General features: G+C 66.4%; 15 protein-coding genes. 2 read left to right on the forward strand and 13 right to left on the reverse strand.

Going from position 1 to position 17738, the window contains the following annotated elements; genetic code table 11:
- Position 1 precedes the first annotated feature (1 nt).
- From JAO75_RS09825 to coxB, 5 genes are all read right to left on the reverse strand, one after another.
- A complete protein-coding gene (locus JAO75_RS09825; RefSeq protein ID WP_199048713.1) occupies positions 2–1642 on the reverse strand; it encodes an alpha-amylase family protein in 1641 nt (546 codons plus the stop codon).
- An 11-nt stretch (positions 1643–1653) separates the two neighbouring features.
- Entirely contained in the window at positions 1654–2763 is a 1110-nt protein-coding gene (locus JAO75_RS09830) for an SDR family oxidoreductase (RefSeq protein ID WP_343234583.1), read from the reverse strand.
- 248 nt (positions 2764–3011) lie between these two features.
- Positions 3012–3371 carry a hypothetical protein gene (locus JAO75_RS09835; protein WP_199048715.1) on the reverse strand — a complete coding sequence of 120 codons (360 nt, stop codon included), beginning with the start codon at positions 3369–3371 and terminating at the stop codon, positions 3012–3014.
- Positions 3371–5938, reverse strand: a complete 2568-nt coding sequence (locus tag JAO75_RS09840; protein WP_199048717.1) for a cbb3-type cytochrome c oxidase subunit I — start codon at positions 5936–5938, stop codon at positions 3371–3373. The genes JAO75_RS09835 and JAO75_RS09840 overlap by 1 nt, the downstream gene beginning before the upstream one ends.
- Positions 5935–6858 carry a cytochrome c oxidase subunit II gene (coxB, locus tag JAO75_RS09845; protein ID WP_343234585.1) on the reverse strand — a complete coding sequence of 308 codons (924 nt, stop codon included), beginning with the start codon at positions 6856–6858 and terminating at the stop codon, positions 5935–5937. Before coxB ends, JAO75_RS09840 begins: the two co-directional genes overlap by 4 nt.
- A gap of 150 nt (positions 6859–7008) precedes the next feature.
- Here coxB and JAO75_RS09850 point away from each other — a divergent pair, with 150 nt between their 5' ends.
- Positions 7009–7992 (forward strand): cytochrome c oxidase assembly protein, encoded by a 984-nt coding sequence (locus JAO75_RS09850; protein WP_199048721.1) that lies wholly within the window; start codon positions 7009–7011, stop codon positions 7990–7992.
- Positions 7989–8531 carry a c-type cytochrome gene (locus JAO75_RS09855; RefSeq protein WP_199048722.1) on the forward strand — a complete coding sequence of 181 codons (543 nt, stop codon included), beginning with the start codon at positions 7989–7991 and terminating at the stop codon, positions 8529–8531. The genes JAO75_RS09850 and JAO75_RS09855 overlap by 4 nt, the downstream gene beginning before the upstream one ends.
- On the opposite strand, the gene JAO75_RS09860 is transcribed toward JAO75_RS09855, so the two are convergent.
- The 8 genes from JAO75_RS09860 to JAO75_RS09895 form a co-directional block, all read right to left on the reverse strand.
- The gene (locus tag JAO75_RS09860) at positions 8528–9478 is read right to left on the reverse strand and encodes a hypothetical protein (RefSeq protein WP_199048723.1); all 951 of its coding nucleotides are present in this window, start codon (positions 9476–9478) and stop codon (positions 8528–8530) included. The two genes, JAO75_RS09855 and JAO75_RS09860, sit on opposite strands and share 4 nt — an antisense overlap.
- Entirely contained in the window at positions 9475–9972 is a 498-nt protein-coding gene (locus JAO75_RS09865; protein ID WP_199048724.1) for a c-type cytochrome, read from the reverse strand. The genes JAO75_RS09860 and JAO75_RS09865 overlap by 4 nt, the downstream gene beginning before the upstream one ends.
- On the reverse strand, positions 9963–10502 hold the full coding sequence (locus JAO75_RS09870; protein WP_199048725.1) for a DUF3341 domain-containing protein: 540 nt from the start codon (positions 10500–10502) through the stop codon (positions 9963–9965). Before JAO75_RS09870 ends, JAO75_RS09865 begins: the two co-directional genes overlap by 10 nt.
- A complete protein-coding gene (gene nrfD, locus JAO75_RS09875) occupies positions 10499–11812 on the reverse strand; it encodes an NrfD/PsrC family molybdoenzyme membrane anchor subunit (protein WP_199048726.1) in 1314 nt (437 codons plus the stop codon). The genes JAO75_RS09870 and nrfD overlap by 4 nt, the downstream gene beginning before the upstream one ends.
- Before the next feature lie 4 nt (positions 11813–11816).
- The gene (locus JAO75_RS09880) at positions 11817–14717 is read right to left on the reverse strand and encodes a TAT-variant-translocated molybdopterin oxidoreductase (protein ID WP_199048727.1); all 2901 of its coding nucleotides are present in this window, start codon (positions 14715–14717) and stop codon (positions 11817–11819) included.
- Positions 14718–14722: 5 nt separating this feature from the next.
- On the reverse strand, positions 14723–15373 hold the full coding sequence (locus tag JAO75_RS09885; protein WP_199048728.1) for a cytochrome c3 family protein: 651 nt from the start codon (positions 15371–15373) through the stop codon (positions 14723–14725).
- A gap of 355 nt (positions 15374–15728) precedes the next feature.
- Positions 15729–16463: a siderophore-iron reductase FhuF gene (gene fhuF / locus JAO75_RS09890; protein ID WP_199048730.1), complete on the reverse strand. Its 735-nt coding sequence runs from the start codon at positions 16461–16463 to the stop codon at positions 15729–15731.
- Positions 16460–17737 carry an MFS transporter gene (locus tag JAO75_RS09895; protein ID WP_343234586.1) on the reverse strand — a complete coding sequence of 426 codons (1278 nt, stop codon included), beginning with the start codon at positions 17735–17737 and terminating at the stop codon, positions 16460–16462. The genes fhuF and JAO75_RS09895 overlap by 4 nt, the downstream gene beginning before the upstream one ends.
- Position 17738: the final 1 nt, after the last annotated feature.

The following is a 17738-nucleotide window of genomic DNA, read 5'->3' on the forward strand; positions in this document are numbered from 1 at the left end:
GTTACCGGCGCTCGCCCTTGCCCCGGAACCAGCGGAACCCGTATGGATCCAGCAGCACCGGAGCGGATGAATCCTGCATGGTCCTGTCGTCGCGGTTGCAGAACAGCGGGCGCAGTTGCCCGATGCCTTCGAGATCCACCTGCACTTCCACGGCATGATCGGCAAGGTTGTGGAAGGCCAGCACCGTTCCCTCGCGCCAGTCGTAGCGCAGCGCAAGAACGGTCGTCTCGCCGGTGTCCAGGATCCGGCACTCCCCCCAGCCGATCTCGGGACAGGCCCGGCGCGTGCGAATGAGCCGCTGCAGGTCGTTCATCAGCGAGCCGTCGCGGTCGCGCTGCGCCGCGACGTTCACGCGCCGGAAATCGAACGGACCCTCGGCGACGACCGGGCGGACGAGACACTCCGCGGGAGCGGTCGAGAAGCCTGCATTGGGCTCGTCGGCCCATTGCATGGGCGTTCGCACGGAGTTGCGCTCCCGCAGGGAAAGATCCTCGCCCATGCCGATCTCGTCGCCATACCAGAGCACCGGCGTTCCCGGCAGGGCGAACATCAGGCTGAAGGCGAGCTTAAGCCGCCGGTCGTCTCCGTCGAGCATGGGCGCGAGGCGCCGCCGGATGCCGCGCTCATAGAGCTGCATGTTGGGCTCGGGGCCGAAGGCTGCGAAGACCTCGCTTCTCTCTTCATCCGACAGGCGGCCGAGATCGAGCTCGTCGTGGTTGCGCAGGAAGCTCGCCCACTGGGACTTGTCGGGAATGGCCGGCGTCTTCTCCATGATGCGCCGGATCGGCTCCGCATCGTTGCGCGCCAGCGCCAGGAACGCATGCTGGTTCAGCATGAAGTTGAAGATCATGTGCAGCCGGTCGCCCGTGGCCCCGAAATATTCGTCCACCTTGTCCATGGCGATATTGGCTTCCGCCAGCAGCGTCGCCTCCGCCCGGCGCCAGGAGGCGAACGTGCGCAGCTCCGTGAGATAGCGATGCGGATCGGCCTTGGGCCGCTCGTTCTCCGGCAGGCCCCGGTACTCGATCAGGAAGGGAACGGCATCGAGCCGGAACCCGGAGACCCCGAGCTGCAGCCAGAAGCCCATGATCTTTTCCAGCTCCTCCCGCACTTGGGGGTTTGCAATGTTGAGATCGGCCTGGTGCTTGTAGAAGCGGTGCATGTACCAGGCCTGCGCAACCTCGTCGTAAGTCCAGGTCGCATCCTGCACGCCGGGAAAGATGACGCCTTCGTGGATGTTGTCCGGCTTCTCCTTCGACCAGACATACCAGTCGCGATAGCGCGAGTCCGGATCGCGCCGGGCCTCCTGGAACCATGGATGATCGATGGAGGTGTGGTTGGCCACGAGATCGACGATGACGCGCAATCCCCGATCATGGGCGGCGCGGGTGAAGGCCACGAAGTCGCCCAGGGTGCCAAGACGCGGATCGACGGCATAGAAGTCCGTCACGTCATAGCCGTTGTCGCGGTTCGGAGTCGGATAGAACGGCAGGAGCCAGATGCAGGTTGCGCCGAGCGCTTCGATGTGATCGAGCCGGTCCGTCAGCCCGCCGAAATCGCCGACGCCGTCACCGTTCGAATCCATGAAGGTTTCAACGTCGGTGCAGTAGATGACGGCGTTCTTGTACCACAAATCAAGCATGTCGATCCAATCTAGCTGACCATGCGGGCGGCGCGTTCCCTGTCCGACAGGCGGCGGCGATCCGGTTCGTTGCCTTTCGCCCCCAGGTGCCATGCTGCCGTCACCGCGCCGGCGACGCAGCCGAGTGCGACGGCCGCCAGGATGCCCCGGGCCGTCGTGCCGGAGACCGACATCACACGCTCGCGGGCGCGTGAGCCGAACCGTCCGTCGGCTCCGGGGTCGCCGGGCGGCGGCTCGAAGAGGTTGCCGTCGCGCGGCTGCGCGGGCCTTCCCGTCATCTGGCCTTCCCAGGCCTGGCGCGCCATCATGCGGTCGAGGAGACCCGGAGCCACCATGGTGCCGAGGATCGCCTGGATCGTGGGGCTGCCGATCCACATTTCGCGGGGCGCCGTGCGGACGGCCTGCACGATGGCCTCGGCCACGGCCTCCGGCGCGTGGATCGGCGGAACCGGCTGCAATTGCTGCGGCAGATGACTGCGCACCCAATCGAATTGCGGAGTGTCGACGGCGGGCAGCTGCAGCATCGTGATCCTGATGCGGCTGCCCTCATGATGCAGCTCGCTGCGAAGCGAATCCGTGAAGCCGCGCACGGCGAACTTCGCGGCGCAATAGGCTGATTGCAGCGGAATGGACCGGTAGCTCAGGGCCGAGCCGATCTGCACGATGGTTCCTTCGTCCCGCTTGCGCATGTGGTGCAGGGCCGCCAGCGTTCCATGGACCTGTCCGAGATAGGTGACCTCGGTGACCCGGCGCACCTCGTCGGGGCTCAAGGACGTGACGGGCCCGAAGACCGACGCCATGGCGTTGTTGATCCAGACGTCGATGCGTCCCCAGGCGGCGACCACCTGCGCGGCCGCGGCGTCGATTGCGCCCGCATCGGCAACGTCGGCCGGAATCGCAAGGGCGGTGCCGCCCGCCTCCTCCACCTCACGGGCGGCGCTTTCGAGCCGCTCGCGGCCGCGGGCGATCAGGGCTACGCGCCAGCCTTCCCGCCCGAAGGCCACGGCCACCGCGCGGCCGACGCCGGCCGATGCTCCCGTGACCACCACGACCTGGGACTCGAACCGCCTGTTCCGGGCTTTGGCGCCGACCCGACGCTCGTCGTTACGATTTCCAATCACATCGGGCCCTTGGCTAAGGTTAGAGAACAATTCCTAGATATAAGAGCCGCTCAACGGGCGGGTTCCATGCGCAAAGGAGCAGCCTCCCGGATCGGCGCAGCACCGGAACGAAGAAATTCTTCCAATAGTTGGCCCTGAAGCATCGGACCCAAAAGTGGATTTGCACTTTTGGGGTCAATCCGATGCTTCCTCCATCAGTGAGAGCATCGTTTAGCGAAAAACCGGGCCCACTTTTTTCGCACGATGCTCTAGGCGCAGGCCGGAAGGATGAAGGCCGGGACGCCGTTCCAGAGGATGGCCACGAGCGAGAGACCGTTGATCAGCATGCCCGCGTGGCTCAGGAATCTGTCCGTGGCCGAGGCCGGCCGATCCCGCGATTGCCGCTCCGCGCGAACGCACACGACCAGCAGGATGGCAGCCGCCGCCAGGGCTGCAAGGGTGGTCGTGAGGATGGTGAAGGGAACGACGCCGAGGCCGAAAAGCGTCGCGTCCGCCCAGCCGCGGGCGCACAGGGTCGATGTCGCTCCATAGACGACCGTGAACTGCACCGCCCAGGCCAGCATGCCGCCGAGCGTCAGCAGAACCTGAAGGGTCCGAGTTCCGCTCATCAGACGCCTCCGGTCAGGCGCGGGAAGCCATGGACCACGAGAAGGGCGACGAGCCCCTGGCCTGCCGTGTAGTACCAGAACAGCATGGTGTTATCGAACGTCGTCCGGCGCACCGTGTCGAGCTTGCCGGCGAGCCAGCGGGCGATGGTGTAGAGGCCCATGACGAGCGTGGTCAGGACAAGGAAGATCTGCAGGGACATGATGGCATAGACCGCTGCCCCGTAGGCATGGGCCGACGGGCTCAAGGCCGTCTGCCACTGTGCCCAGAGATCCACGGCCGCCGCGCCGCCCACGAGCAGGAGCGCGACGCCGATCAGGATCGGCACCGAGCGCGGCTTGCGCCGATCCTCGCCGCGCAGTTGGCGGCTGGCCACGGCAACGAGCGCCACGCTGGCGCAGTAAAGGAATGCCGAGAGAGCGGGCCAGATCCAGTCCGGGATCCGAACGCCCTGCGGCGGCCATGCGCCCGGGTTCACGAGCCAGAGGAAGAGATAGGAGAAGATCAGGCAGGTGAAGACCATGCCCATCACCACCATGAGGACGATCATCGCCCACCAGGAATGGTTCATCGGACCCGTGGCGTAGACCGGAAGCACGATGCCGCCGCCGATATCGGCAGGCGGGCGGATCGGGCCGGGATCGGTTTCCCACAGCCACCAGATCACGCATCCGAGGGCAAGAACGCCGCAGATCGCCGCGGGGAAGACGAACTTCACCGTCAGAAGCAGAAAGAAAGCGGCCGTGAACACGGCAGCCAGGAGAGGCTGCCACCCCGGTCCCGGGATCTGGAGGATGTACTGGGGCCGGGCGTCGAAGGGGCTCGTGACCAGTGCTTCGCGCCCGCCGGTCACCGTTCCGGGCATGTAGTAGCGGCCGTCCTCGACGTCCTTCGACAGGTTGGGCTGATCCCACAGGGGTTCGCGGCTCACGACGGCCGGAATGCTGCGGGTGGCATAGTTGCCGTTCGGCAGCCATTCCAGCGTGCCCGCGTTCCAGACGTTGCCGGCATTGTCCTCCGACGCAAGACGGAAGTTGCGCGCCATGTCGAACACGAAGAGCGCAACGCCCGCCGCCAGCATGAAGGCCCCGATCGTGGACACCAAGTTCAGCTCGTCCCATCCCATGCCGACCGGATAGGTGTAGACGCGCCGGGGCATTCCGATCAGGCCGGTGATGTGCATGGGCAGGAACGTCACGTTCATGCCGAGGAACATGAGGCCGAAGACCCAGCGCCCGAGCCGCTCCGAGAGCGCCCGCTTGCTCGCCACCGGAACCCAGTAGTAGATGGCAGCAAAAAGCGGAAACACCATGCCGCCGATGAGCACGTAGTGCAGGTGCGCGACCACGAAGTAGCTGTCATGCGCCTGCCAGTCGAACGGCGCCATGGCGACCATCACGCCGGTCAGGCCGCCGAGGGTGAAGACGAACAGGAAGCCGATGATGAAGAGCGACGGCGTCGTGAGCTTCATGCGGCCGGACGCGATAGTGGCGATCCAGGCAAAGACCTGGATGCCGCTCGGCACCGCCACGGCCGTGCTGGCCGCCGAGAAGAAGCCCAGCGACATCTTCGGCAGGCCCGTGGCGAACATGTGGTGCACCCACAGGCCGAAGGAGAGGAAGCCCGTGGCGATGAGGGCGAGCACCACGAGGCGGTAGCCCACCAGCGGCGTCTGCGCCATGGTCGGCACGATCATCGACACCATGCCGGTGGCCGGCAGGAAGATGATGTAGACCTCCGGGTGGCCGAAGAACCAGAACAGGTGCTGCCACAGCAGCGGGTCCCCGCCCCTCTCGGCGATGAAGAACGGCCAGTCGAAGGCGCGCTCCATCTCCAGCAGCAGCGTGCCCAGGATGATCGCCGGAAAGCCGATGACGATCATGACGGCGAAGACCAGCATGGCCCAGGAATAGACCGGCAGCTTGTCGAGGCTCATGCCGACCGCGCGGGTCTTCATGACGCCCACGATGATCTCGATGGCACCCGCGATGGCGGAGATCTCGATGAAGCCGATGCCGAGGAGCCACCAGTCGGCGTTCTCGGCGGGCGAGTATTTGGTGCTGGTGAGCGGCGGATACATGAACCAGCCGCCGTTGGGCGCCAGCCCGAAGAAGATCGTGCCGAAGAACACGAGGCCGCCGACGAAGTAGGCCCAGAAGGCATAGGCCGACAGGCGCGGGAACGGCAGGTCGCGCGCCGCCTGCATGTTGGGCAGCAGATAGACGCTCGCCGCCTCCACGGCCGGCACGGCGAAGAGGAACATCATCACCGTGCCGTGCATGGTGAAGAGCTGGTTGTAGAGATCGTGGCTGACGAAATCGCTTTCCGGCGACGCGAGCTGGACGCGCATGATCAGCGCGAGGATTCCGGCCAGGACGAAGAACAGGAGGGCCGTGCCCACATACCACAGGCCCACATAGGTGTTGTTCACCGCCGTGATGAAGCTCAAGCCCCGCGGCGCCTTCCATGGCCTCTTGAGCGCCTCGAGCTCGCCCTCGGGACGAGGCACCGGGTTGGGGAACTCCGCGTCCGGGCGCTCGAAGGATTTCGGGAGCTCGGGGACGTTCATTTCAAGCTCTCCAGGTAGCCGGCCAGCGCCCGCAGGTCCTCGCCGGTGAGCGAACCGTAGGAAGGCATCCTGGCTCCCGGCTTGATGTGCTGCACGTTGGCGATCCAGCCGGCCAGCGTGCCGATGTTGTTCGGGAACTGGCCCGCCCCGATGGTCCGCCGGCTGCCCACATGGGTGAGATCGGGACCGACCCGGCCGTCGGCATCGGTGCCCCGCACCACGTGGCAGGAGCCGCATCCGCCGCTGCGGAACAGCTGACGGCCTCGCTCCAGGAACGGGGTCGCCGGCTCCCGGGCGGGTTGGGCCTGTGCCCTGCGCCAGGCCTCGAACGCGGCGGGTTCGAGCGCCATCACGTCGAAGGCCATGCGGGCATGCTGGGCGCCGCAGAACTCGGCGCACACGCCGCGATAGATGCCGGGCCGATCCGCGGTGAAGTTGAAGGTGTTGATCCGCCCCGGGATCATGTCGATCTTGCCGCCGAAGTTGGGAATCCAGAAGCTGTGGATCACGTCGAATGACGTGACGGTCACTGCGATCGGCCGGCCGATGGGAACCACGAGCTCGTTTGCGGTCGAGAACTCGCCCTGTTCGCCCTCGGCCGGGTAGCGCACGCGCCACCAGTACTGCTCGCCGACCGCCTCGATCTGCAGCGCACCGGCTTGCGGCACATCGGTATTGCGCATGACCACGAGGCCGTAGGGAAGAAGCAGGGAGAGGGTCACGATGGGAAAGGCCAGTCCGCCATACACGATGGTCCTGCGGGTTCCGAGCCACGCGCGGCTCTCAGGCGGGGCGAAGATCGCGTAGAGCAGCAGCGCGGTCACGAAGATGAAGATGACGGTGGCCCCCACGGTCATGACGATGGTGAGCCAATAGAGGTCCCAGGCGTCGCCCCCGGCCGGATCCAGGGCCGACTGCACGCCGCTGCATCCTGCGAGCGGAACAGCCCACACAAGCCCGCCTGCGCACCTCGCAGCGGGGTTCAGCCGCCCTCGGAGGCGCTTCAGGGTCGTTTCGTGGTCCATCCGCCCTAGGTCATTTCTTCGTGCATTGAACGGAAAAGCTTGGCCGTGAGAGTTGGTTCCCGAAAGGCATCTCCGAACAGGTCCCTCAGGACCGAACTAGGACTCGCGGCCGGTTTTGCCACCGTGCCGTTCGGGCAGCCTGCGTTTGCCCATGGGGCGGCACCTCACGGCGAGGGCGATCTCTGGCACGCGTGGCATGCGGACCCGCTGATCACGGTTCCCCTACTGGCCTCGTGCCTGCTCTTCACGCGGGGCGTCCTGCATCTGCGGCGGGACCTCGGGCGGTTCCCTCCCGGCTTCGGCCGGCGGCAGATCGCCTGCTTCGTCCTGGGAGCGGCGCTTCTCGTCGTCGCCCTCCTGTCGCCGCTCGAGGCGCTGTCCGCGACCCTGCTCTCGGCCCACATGGTGCAGCACATCCTGCTGATCGCCCTCGCCCCGCCGCTTCTCGTCCTCGGCAAGCCCGAGGTCGCATGGGTGTGGGCGCTCCCGGTGCATTGGCGGCGCGGCATGGCCCGCCACGGTCCGCTGCGATCCGGGCTCGCGCTCCTGTCGCCCTGCGCGAGACCCGTCCCGGCAGCCCTGATCCACATGGCCACCCTGTGGATCTGGCACAGCCCGATGCTGTTCGACGCCGCGGTCGCCTCGGACACGCTGCACTGGCTCGAGCACGTCCTGTTCTTCGGCACGGCGCTGCTGTTCTGGCGGGCCGTGATCAAGGCTCATTCCGGCCGGGAGGCTGCGGCGGCCGCCCTCATCGCCTCCTTCATCACCCTGCTTCAGAGCGGCCTGCTCAGCGCCCTCCTCAGCTTCGCGCGCGAGGCCCTGTATCATGCGCCCGACACGATGGACTGGGGTCTGACAGCTCTGGAAGATCAGCAACTGGCAGGAGCTATCATGTCCCTACCGATGTGCGCGATCTATCTTGCGGCCGGGCTCGTCATGGCGTTTCGCCTCCTGACGCCACGCGGATCGGAACGGGCGCGGCCCTCGCCGGTTGCCACACCAGATGTCCTGAAGCCGAGCCGATGATCCTCAGTCCTTTCCGCCTGATCCTGATACCCACTATCCTGATGGGGCTTGCCGCCTGCAGCGACAGCGAAGGCCAATCCTCGCGCCTGACGATTGCGGGCGGCGAGCCGGAGCAGGGACGCGCGCTGATTCAGGCCTATGGCTGCGGCACCTGCCACACCATCGAGGATGTGCGCGGCGCGAGGGGCAAGGTGGGGCCGCGCCTGGAAAACTACGCCCAGCAGCACCTCCTCGCCGGCTTCCTGCCGAACACGCCGCTGAACCTGATCGCCTGGCTGATGGATCCCCCAGCCCTGAAGCCCAACACCGGCATGCCCGCGCAAGGGGTGAGCGAGGCGGAAGCCCGGCACATCGCCGCCTATCTCTATTCCCTGGGGCGAGAAGGGATGCGCGTCTATCCGCAGGGCCCCCCGCTCCAGCTCCGCGCCGAGGAGGAAGTGACCGCCGACATCCCGAACCCGCCTGCGGTTCCCGAGGGAACCGACGTCCGCACCCGCCGCATCGTGCCCAATCCCGATGGGAGCGCACCGAAGAGCTAAGGCTCCTCCGTCGCCTCCTCGACATAGGTCGGACGCACGCGCATGACTGCCACATAGACGCCGGTCCAGAGAGCGACAACCGCAAGGATCAGCCCGAGAGCGAACCAGGAAAAGTCGCCGCGCGGCTGCAGAACCCAGATCATGTGCGTGCCATGATGCAGAAGAGCGAGCGCACTGCCCACGAGCATCCCCTTGCGGCTCACGCCGGAGGGCACGAGGAGGACGATGGCCGTGAGCATCAGGGCATAGGACGCCCCGAGAAGCGCAAGGTTTCCGTCATCCGAGCGATCCAGATACCACGCGACCTCGTGCGGCAGGTTCGCCAGCCATACGATCAGGAACTGCGCGAACCATGTCCACGCCGTCAGCAGCAGCAGGATCAGCAGCGCACGCTCCAGGCTCGCCATCCGTTTGGGCGATGCGGGCTCCGTCTTGAGAAGGGTGATCAGGATCGCGCTCGCAAGGGCCGCGAGAACCTGCCCCAATGCGAAGGCGAACCCGAACAGGCTCGACCACCAATACGGCTCCCGCGACAGCACCCAATCATAGGCCGAGAAGGTCATGACCGGGGTCAGCAGCGCGAGACCGATGGCGCTGGCGCGCCGCAGATGACGGGTATGCGTCAGCCAATAGGCCAACCCTATGCAGATCAGAAGATAGGCGGCGCTGCGGACCATAAAAAAGCCCGGGCTCAGATAGCTCGCCCGTGCCGGCGGAAGATCGGCCCGACTGCCGACCCAGGGGAAAAGTTCGCCGAGACCGAAGGCCAGCACGAGGCCCAAAAGCAGGAGCAGAGGCAGCGTCAGGGCAGCCGCCTCCACCTCGGCCCGCACCGGCGCGAGCCAATGCTCGTTCATGAGATGGCCGATCATCAGCACGACCAGACTGCCCATCGCAACTCCTGCCAGGAGGACGAAGACGATGTAGAGGGCCTCCATGGCACTCATGGGGTTGCGCTCCCCTGCCCTGACGCAGCTCCGGCGCCACGGGCCTGCAGTTCCTTCACGTAGTGGGCAATCGCCCAACGATCCTCCGGCGGGACACGGTCGGCATAGGGGAACATCCGCCCTTTGCCATGGGTGATGACCTGCACGATCTGCGCGGGCTCCAGGGCCCGCACACGCTCCTCGTAATACGAAGGTGGCGGGGCAAAGCCCCGCGAGACGACGGGGCCGTCCCCGCGCCCGCTCACGCCGTGGCAGGGGCTGCAGAAGGCGTTGAACCGCTCCTGTCCACGGGCGAGCAGAGCCGGCGTAAGCTCGGGCCCCGGAGGCGCCAGTGCTGCGGCGTATGCAGACGCTCCCCTCGGGACCGCGCCGGGAGGCACGGGCACGTAGGCCCGCTGCACGGCGCGGGTCGAAGCGACGGGATCCCGCTCCTCCGTCCCGCTGTCGCAGGCGGCAAGCAGGGCGAGGCTGGCGATGGCTGCGGCTAGTCGCACGCCGGAACCTCCTGTACGGCCAGGGGCGAGAGCGCTCCGAAGAACGCGTGGACGGCTGCATCGTCGTAGAGGGGATCGTCCTGCAGGATGCAGAGGAAGAACCGATCCTCGGATGCACGTGCGAAACCCGGCGTGGCGAAGACCGGATGGTGCAGGCGCGGCAGCCGCAGGATCAGGAGCAGACCGATCAGGGTTGCCGCGCCCGCCCAGAGGATCGCGACGATCAACGAGGCAGGAATGAAGGCCGGCCAGCTGTGAAGGGGCCGTCCGCCGACATTGAGCGGATAATCGATGGCATTCATCCAATACTGCGAGGCGTATTGAATGACCCCTCCCGTGAGTCCGGCGACGAGCGCGATCCAGGGGATCACCGACGTGCGAACGCCGAGTTCCTTGGCGAGGTCGGAGAGAGGGAAAGGACTGAACGCATCGAGCCTCGTGTAGCCGGCGCGCTTGGCCGCCCTGACAGCCTCCATGAGGGCCTCAGGGGTCTTGAACTCCGCCATGATGCCATAGGAGTGCTGCGTCATGAGGATTTCTCCTCGTGCTCGTCATGGCGGGTTTCGAACATGGAGACAACGGGAAGGAAGCGGACGAAGAGCAGCAGCAGAGCCACGAACAGCCCGACGGTTCCCAGGAACAGACCCGTTTCCGGCAGCGTCGGGCTGTAGGTGCGACCGACGGAGGGAAGGTAATCGGTCTGCAGACCGCCGACGATGATGGAGAAGCGGTCGAACCAGATGCCGACGCCGATGGAAAAGCCGACGAAGACTCCACCCACGGTGCTCAGCCGGGCGACTCTGAACCAGAACAGCTGCGGGATCAGGACCGAGTAGACGATCGCAGTCCAATAGAGCCCCGCATACTGGCCAGTCATGCGGGTAAAGGTTGCCTCCTGCGCCAGTCCTCCCGACAGGAGGGCTGCGGCGATCTCGTCGATGTAGAGATAGCCGGAGACCAGCGCGCTTGTGAGAACCAGCTTGCCCAGCAGGTCGATATCGCCCTCGTCGATGTAACGCCCGAGCCGCAGGCTCCAACGGAGGAGCACCGCCACGAGGAGCACGATGGACAGGCCCTGCGCCAGGCCCGTCGCCACGAAATGAAGCGGCTGGCGCGTTTCATGCCAGTCGGGCACCAGGGTCACGGCGAACTCGAAGGCAACCGTGCTCTGCATGATGAGGATCAGGGGCAGAACCAGGATGGCGACGAGGCGATAGGCGCGCTGATGATAAGCCCAATGGCGCACGGAGCCGCGCCAGCCGAGGGCCAGGACTCCATAGACCTGCTGTACGACCTTCCGCCGGGCGCGGTCGCGCAGGGTCGCCAGATCGGGGATCAGGCCTACGTACCAGAGCAGGCTCGTGACGATGACGTGGGTGCTGATGGCCCAGAAATCCCAGGTCAGGGTGCTGCGGAACTGCGGCCAGACCTCGAAGGTCGCCGGATAGGGAAAGGTCCAGTAGAACAGCCAGGGACGCCCGAGGTGAAAGATCGGGAAGATGCCTGCGCAGATGACAGCGAAGAGCGCGACACCCTCCGCGAAGCGGTTGACCGCCGTGCGCAGATCGTGCCGGCGCAGGACCAGGATGGCGGCAAAGAGGCTCGCGCCGTTGGCGATGCCGATCCACCACGCATAGTTGATGAGATCGAAGCCCCACACATACGGGATGTTCACGCCCCAGACGCCGACGCCGATGATCGTGACGGAGATCAGCGTGTAGCCGAGGAGCGCGACAAGCCCGCCGGAGGCCAGGAGCGCGAGCCACCACACCCAGCCGAAATGCGGGGAGAGTGGGACATCGGCGACCCGGCTCGTCGCTGCGTGGGCGTCGCTGCTCATGGGCCTATCCGTTCTCCTTCGGGTCCTCGACGCGGGCGAGATAGGTGGTGCGCGGCTGCGTGTTCAGCGATCCCAGGAGGGCGTAGTTGCGCGGGCTCCGCTTGAGGCGGCTGACGGCGCTGTCGGAATCATTGGTGTCGCCGAACACGATGGCCCTGGTCGGGCAGACCTGCTGGCAGGCGGTCATCACCTCGCCGTCGTTCACAGGCCGCTCCTCGACGCGCGCATTCGCGCGGGCCGTCGCGATCCGCTGGACGCAGAAGGTGCACTTTTCCATCACGCCGCGGTCGCGGACCGTCACCTGCGGGTTCGTGGCTTCGAACGGGGCCGAGACGTTCGTGTCCTGATAATCGAGGAAGTTGAAGCGGCGCACCTTGTAGGGGCAGTTGTTCGAGCAGGTCCGCGTGCCGACGCAGCGGTTGTAGACCATGTCGTTGAGCCCCTCCGAGGAATGCACCGTCGCATTGACGGGGCACACGACCTCGCAGGGCGCCTTCTCGCAATGCATGCAGAGGACCGGCTGGAAATAGGTCTCGGGCGCGGCCGGATCGCCCGCATAATACCGGTCCACGCGGAGCCAGTGCATCTCGCGCCCGCGCGCGACCTCCTCGGGACCGACGACCGCGATGTTGTTCTCAGCCTGGCAGGCGATCACGCAGGCATTGCAGCCGATGCAGGCGTCGAGATCGATGGCCATGCCCCAGGCATGATCCCGGTAGGGCCATTCGGGATAGATGGATGGGTGAACCGGCTCGGGAGGCACGGCCTCTCCGGGCGCCACCACGCGCACGATGTCGCGCCCCTGCAGCGAATGGTGCTGCTGCGTGGAGATGACGGGGATTTTTTCGCCGACGCGCCGCATCTCGCCGGCGGCCATCCATCGGGAATCCGAGGGGCGGACGGAATAGGCGTCGAAGCCGATCCCGGTGCCGATCCGGCCGGCCGAGCGGCGGCCGTAGCCGAGGGGCAGGGTCACGGCCCCAGGGGCATGGCCGGGCAGCAGCCATACGGGCGCCCGCACGACGCGTCCATTGACGGACAGGTCGACGGCATCGCCCGAAGCGAGGCCGAACACCTCCGCGGTTTCCGGCGCGATCAGGGCGGCATTGCCCCAGACCTGCTTCGTGAGAGGCTTGGGCAGCTCCTGCAGCCAGCCGTTGTTGGCGTAGGAGCCGTCCCACACGGACGGATCGGGGGAGAACTGAACATCGATCCCGGCAGACGGAGCTGGCGCTGCGGGCTCGGGGCTCCAACCGGACTGGAGGGCAATATCGACTGCGGGGGCCGCAGAGTCCTCGATCACGCCGTCCTCGAGGGCTCGCACCCAGCGCTCTTCGAAGGCATCGCCCCAGGCCTCGCGCCATGTGGCCTGGACTAATCCGCGGCCATCCGCGTTCTGGCCCGCCATGAGGCCGAGGAACTCCTCGGCGCTCAGGCCCGACTTCAGCCGCACCGTGGTCGGCTGACGCAAGCCGACCGTGCCGTTGAAGGCCCTCAGGTCGCCCCAGCTTTCGAGCGGGTGGCTCTCGGGGATGTGCCAGTGGCAGACAGCGCCCGTCTCGTCCCGGTGCTGGCCGATATGCAGGGAGAGCGGCACGCGCGGCACGAGCGCGGCCAGTTCAATGTCGGCCGGGGCCGTGTAGACGGGGTTGCCGCCGAGGATGACAAGGCGCGAGACCTGTCCGGCCCGAATGGCTTCCGCCAAGTCGGCGAGGGTCCGAACCTCACCCGGCAGAGCCCGCAGCGGCTCGATGGCGCGCATCGTCGTGCCGAAGGCGCCGAGGCGGGCATTGATGGCGAGGGCTAGCGCATGGACGCGGGCGGATTGCTCGAGGCCCGCCGCGACGAGGGCCCGGGTTCCGGCGCCGCGCAGCGCATCGGCCAGGCGGGGGACAGCGGGATGGGAACCGGGTGGCACGGTGCCTGTCTCGACAGCCGCCGCGAGCGCCTCCGCGAAGGTCTCGAACTCCCTCGGACGGAGCGGGATCCGCTCATCCGCGCGGGCCCCCACGAGACTCGTGCGCGTTTCGACGGCAACAAGCTGGGGAAGCTCCCGGTCCGGTGCGCGGCGTCGCGCCTGGTAATCGGCCGCGTAGCGGATGTGGCCCGGCTCTTCGGCAAAGAGGTCGCCGCCCAGGGTCACAATGGTGTCGGCCTGGGTCAGATCGTAGACCAGATCCACGTCGCGCCCGAACGCCGCCCTGGCTGCCGTCTGGCGATTGACGTCGTCGACGGGCGAGAACACATGCCATTGCGCATGCGGGAAAAGTTGCCGCGCCTGCCCGATCAGCCGATGCAGCGTCGGCGAGGAGGTCGGCGGCATCAGGACATGGAGCCCCCGGCCCTCATCGAAAACGAGTTCGTTGCGCACGGGGCGGATGAACGCCGTGAGTTCCTCCCACGACCTCGGCTCGCCATTCTGGAGGGGAGCCTCGGACCGGTCCGGATCATAGAGCGAGAGGATCTCGGCCTGTGCGAACACGTCCGTCGCGCCGAGACTCGCCGGATGAAGCGGGTTTCCCTCGATCTTGATCGGGCGCCCTTCCTGCACCTTGGCGAGCACGCCCCTGCCATAGCCGTTCAGCGGCAGGGAGGTGGCGATCAACACCGGCACGCCAGGCACATAGCCCGGCATGTTGTGGCTCTGCGACAGGAGCGGCTCTCCGGCATCGCTGCCGTTGCAGGCCGCCAGGCCCCCCAATGCCAGCGAGGCGCCCATCAGCCGAAGCAAGGTGCGCCGGTCGATCTGGGAGGCCTGCGCGATGTCGGGGAACTCGGCCTCGATGTGCCGGCGCACCTCCGGCAGATCGGCGAGCTCCTCCAGGCTGCGCCAGAGACGCAGCCCCTCCTCCGTCGCGAGACGGGCCCTCAGGGCTTCGAGATCGATTGTCGTTCCCTCACCCATCGGACCTACCTGTGACACGTGTTGCAGCTGGTGAGACGCCGCGAAGCCTCCCGGTAGAACTCGCGGACATCCTCCGGCAGCTCATCGCCATGAGGCTCGTAGCCCATGGCGAACACCGCCTCGCGGGGACGAAGGTTCGGCACCGGATCGCGGTGGCAGTCCAGGCACCAGCCCATGGAGAGAGTCTCGGTCTTCACCGTCTCCGCCATCTGGTCCACACGGCCGTGGCAGGTTTCGCAGGCGACGCCCTTCGTCACATGGGCCGCGTGATGGAAATAGGCGTATTCCGGCAGGCGGTGAACGGAGGTCCACCGGATCGGCTGGCCGAGCGTGAAGCTCGATCGGACGGGGTCGAGAACGCTTGCGCCCACCCAGACCTGGGAGTGGCAGGACATGCAGGTCTGTGCCGAGGGCATGCCCGCATCGGCCGCTCGCTCGACGGTCGAATGGCAGTAGCGGCAATCGATGCTGAGCTGGCCCGCGTGAAGATCGTGCCGGAACGGCACCGGCTGCGGCGCGGGCTTGCCGACGTTCCAGGTGCTGTCCGCGCGGGCCCACAGATAGGCGGTCACGCCTGCGCCCACGAGCCCAAGGCCCGTGAGCACGATAACCACCCGGAACAGGGTGGTTGCTGCCGGTGTGAAAAGCTGCGCCATCGCCTGTGCCGCGCACCCTTCTTTGTTTTGTGTCAGGCTCGGCGCCCGAAGTGAAGCTTCGCTATTGGACAATCGCCTCGACGCCCGATCGTTCCCTGGTGCCGCGCGTCTCCTTCCAGCCAAGATCAGGGGCGCTGAGTGCACCTAAGGACGGGCGAAGACCTGACCACTAGCCCCTCGGGCGCGCATTTTGCTCCCCGGCCAGGCTGTAAAATGCTCTGAGCGCTTGCGGGAACCCTCCGGCCGCTAGCCCGGGTGGCGACCGGTGAATAGGACACTACCGGAATGTCGATAGACGGGGTGCTGATGTCGCGTTCTGGCAATCCGGCTCTTGGCCGCAGCAACAGCCTTCGTCCTAGCTTCCGGCGGTCGCGATGTTTGCTGGTGGTGAAGGGCAGATGCTTCCGCAGCAGGCAACGCCGGGCAGAAGATACCGAAGGCAGCAGAGCTTTCGCTGCCTGACCGTTCCATCGCCCTGATCCACGTGCCGGACCAAACCGTACATGGGGTTCGGCTGGCCATTTCTGGCGAGGCGGCTGCACAGAAGCGAACGACCCTCTTGGAGGGCGTCCGGACGGACAGCCCCTATCGCTTCAGCCTGATCCAGGGCCCACTCGAAGATGTCGGCGGCGTTGTTCCAGAGGAGGCGGGGCGAAACTCTGAACTGTCCGGCGAAGCTTCGGATCAGAGGCTCCACATGGTTCTGAAAAAGACCCGAGAAGCAGCCTTCAGGGTCAGAACCTTCAGAGGGCTCTGCATCGGGAAGAATGATGGCCGCCGTCTTGCCGCTGCCATCGATTGCGAGGTCGATTCGTTCCAGTTGAACCTGCAGCTCGCGCCCGAGCAACAGCAGCGCGGCCGTGGTCGGAATGATGAGAGCGCCAAAATGCCATTGCGTCCACATGGAAACCACCGCTCTGCGGTCGCCTCCGGCGTGAACTTCAGCAAAACGGGCCAAAAGGGTTTCGGAGATCCCCCTGTCGAGCAGGTCGCAGCCTGCGATGACAGGGTCGTGCTCCCCTGGAAGAGCCAAGGCATCCTTGTAATGGGCGAAGATCCCGGTGAAGCAAGGCGCGAGCGAGGGAATCATGCCTGCTGCACCGCAGCACTCGGGGAGAGGGTCTTCCCAGTTCCCGTGACAAGAGAAGGAGAGCGCCGGCACAGAAGAGCAACAATCGGCAGCGCCAGCGCCGTAAAGGCTGCGGCGGTTCCAAAGCAGGCGCCATAGCCAAAATGCTGGGCGATCCACCCCGATCCCAAGCCGCCGATCATGCTGACGAGCGCATCCGTACATTGCAGGAGCGTAAAGTCGATACCTGCCTGGCGTGGGTCGGAGAGTTCCATGAACTTGGCGTAGAGCGCCACGAAGCCGAGCGCCATGATCCCCGATGAACTCGCCAGGGCCAGCGGAACCAGCAGCGAGGGCGCCGTGCCGCCGGTCCAGGCGGCCAAACCCAGCCCCGCCAATGCGGCGGTCTGTAGGACCAGGGCCAGGATCATGATCGGCCGGGAACCCCACGCCCGCACGCAGGCGCCTCCCAGGAGCGCACAAGCGAAGCCGACAATCACTCCCCCTGCCCCGTTGAGCATCCCAAGCGATGCCAGGTCGAGCCCCGCATCGACCAGGAAGGGACCGAGCATGGCGAGGCCCCATTTCTGGGATGCGGCATAGAAGGCGGCAAGGACGAGACCTTTGCGCATCTCTGCACGCCCGAGGGCCTGCCGAATCGAAGGTCGGTGCAGGCGCACGGCGTTCGACTTCGATGCCGGCACGAGCAGGAATGGCACGCCGAGCAGGCAGAGGAGCAGCGCCATGGCGGTCGTCGCCCAGGTCCAGTCCACCTGAGCGACGAGCAGGAGGAACAATCCCGATCCGATCGCCGCACCCAGATAGGCGCCTCCAACCTGTGCGGCATTGCCCCACCCCTGGTGCTCCTGACGGAGGCTTTCGACGGCATGCCCGTCACAGGCGATGTCGACCGTGGCTGCCGCGAAGGCGATGACCATGAAGGCCGCCAGGATGGGCCAGAAATCCGTCGGACCGACCCAACCGGCCAGGATCAGGCCAAAGGCGGAGATCAGGCCGCCGGTCACCACAATCGGCCGCGAACGGCTCGGGCCGGTTTGCGGCAGCCGGAACCGTTCAAGAGCCGGGGCCCAGAGAAATTTCAGAACCCAGGGCAGGACCGCTAGATAGGTCAGGCCGATGTAGTCGAGGGAGAGGCCGCGGTCACGAAGAACGCTAGGGAGAGCGCTGAACGTGATTCCACTAATGACGCTCTGCCCTACATACAGGCCACCGATAGCCAGGATGAGTGCCGCGGGCGATCCGAGGCCCCATCCCGTTATCTCCCGAGATGTCACA

Origin of the sequence: Microvirga splendida (assembly GCF_016427565.1) — a bacterium.
Classification (GTDB): Bacteria; Pseudomonadota; Alphaproteobacteria; order Rhizobiales; family Beijerinckiaceae; genus Microvirga; species Microvirga splendida.

Bases quoted from the DNA above. Each gene is read 5' to 3' on its own strand.
- JAO75_RS09825 (WP_199048713.1), bottom strand. From the start codon at position 1,642: ATGCTTGATTTGTGGTACAAGAACGCCGTCATCTACTGCACCGACGTT.
- JAO75_RS09835 (WP_199048715.1), bottom strand. From the start codon at position 3,371: ATGAGCGGAACTCGGACCCTTCAGGTTCTGCTGACGCTCGGCGGCATG.
- JAO75_RS09840 (WP_199048717.1), bottom strand. From the start codon at position 5,938: ATGAACGTCCCCGAGCTCCCGAAATCCTTCGAGCGCCCGGACGCGGAG.
- JAO75_RS09855 (WP_199048722.1), top strand. From the start codon at position 7,989: ATGATCCTCAGTCCTTTCCGCCTGATCCTGATACCCACTATCCTGATG.
- JAO75_RS09860 (WP_199048723.1), bottom strand. From the start codon at position 9,478: ATGAGTGCCATGGAGGCCCTCTACATCGTCTTCGTCCTCCTGGCAGGA.
- JAO75_RS09870 (WP_199048725.1), bottom strand. From the start codon at position 10,502: ATGACGCAGCACTCCTATGGCATCATGGCGGAGTTCAAGACCCCTGAG.
- nrfD (WP_199048726.1), bottom strand. From the start codon at position 11,812: ATGAGCAGCGACGCCCACGCAGCGACGAGCCGGGTCGCCGATGTCCCA.
- JAO75_RS09880 (WP_199048727.1), bottom strand. From the start codon at position 14,717: ATGGGTGAGGGAACGACAATCGATCTCGAAGCCCTGAGGGCCCGTCTC.
- JAO75_RS09885 (WP_199048728.1), bottom strand. From the start codon at position 15,373: ATGGCGCAGCTTTTCACACCGGCAGCAACCACCCTGTTCCGGGTGGTT.
- fhuF (WP_199048730.1), bottom strand. From the start codon at position 16,463: ATGATTCCCTCGCTCGCGCCTTGCTTCACCGGGATCTTCGCCCATTAC.